General features: G+C 73.1%; 1 protein-coding gene. It reads left to right on the top strand.

Annotated features, from left to right (window positions below):
• Positions 1-515 (top strand): hypothetical protein (locus ACK4TH_RS12615; RefSeq protein WP_409626942.1); only part of this gene is annotated, 515 nt, incomplete at its 5' end.
• Positions 516-706: the final 191 nt, after the last annotated feature.

The following is a 706-nucleotide window of genomic DNA, read 5'->3' as shown; positions in this document are numbered from 1 at the left end:
CCGCTGCCGGGGACCGCTACCTGTTCGAGCGCCTGCCGTCGCAACGCAGCGGCGACGCCGTGCGCGAGCAGGATGCCCTGGAATCGCTGGCCGAGCCGGTGCTGGCCACCAAGGGCTTGCAGCGCGCCGAGGCCGCGCCCGGGGCGGCGGTCAGCGCCGTGCCGTGGGGCGTGCAGCTCGTCGCGCGCTCGGTCAAGTACCCCTACGCGCCGTGGGACGCCCCCGAGCCGCGCCCCGGCTGGATGCCGTATGGCCAGGTCATCGTCGGCCGCGGGGTCGTCACGTCGCTCGGCCTGCAGTGGCAGGTGCGCCCGCCGTACTATGTGCGCGAGGTGGCGCTGACCGTGCGCGACCGCCGCAGCGGCGAGGTGGTGTACGAAACCCGCGCCACGCAGGACGGCCCGTGGGCCGATGCGCCGACGCTCTGGCGCGCGCTGCTGGAAGCGGCGCTGGAGGGTTTTCCCGACCCGCCCCCCGGCCCGCGCCGCGTGGTCATCGAAGCGCCCCGGCCCTGATCCATTCTTGGCCCGATCCCCAGCAGGGAATCAGGCCGACGCCGCCGCCTTGGCCAGCACCTGGCGCAAAGTCTCGGCCAGTTCCTTGGCCGCGAATTTGGCGACATAACCGTCCGCACCGGCGCGCTGCACATGGCACTTGACCTCGCCAGAGGCGATGAACTGATCGATCACCACCTGCGCGCCGTTGG

Source organism: Tepidimonas sp. (assembly GCF_046292505.1).
Lineage (GTDB): Bacteria > Pseudomonadota > Gammaproteobacteria > Burkholderiales > Burkholderiaceae_C > Tepidimonas.
Note: the sequence above shows the minus strand (reverse complement) of the source record. Positions and strands in the feature narration are given on the sequence as shown.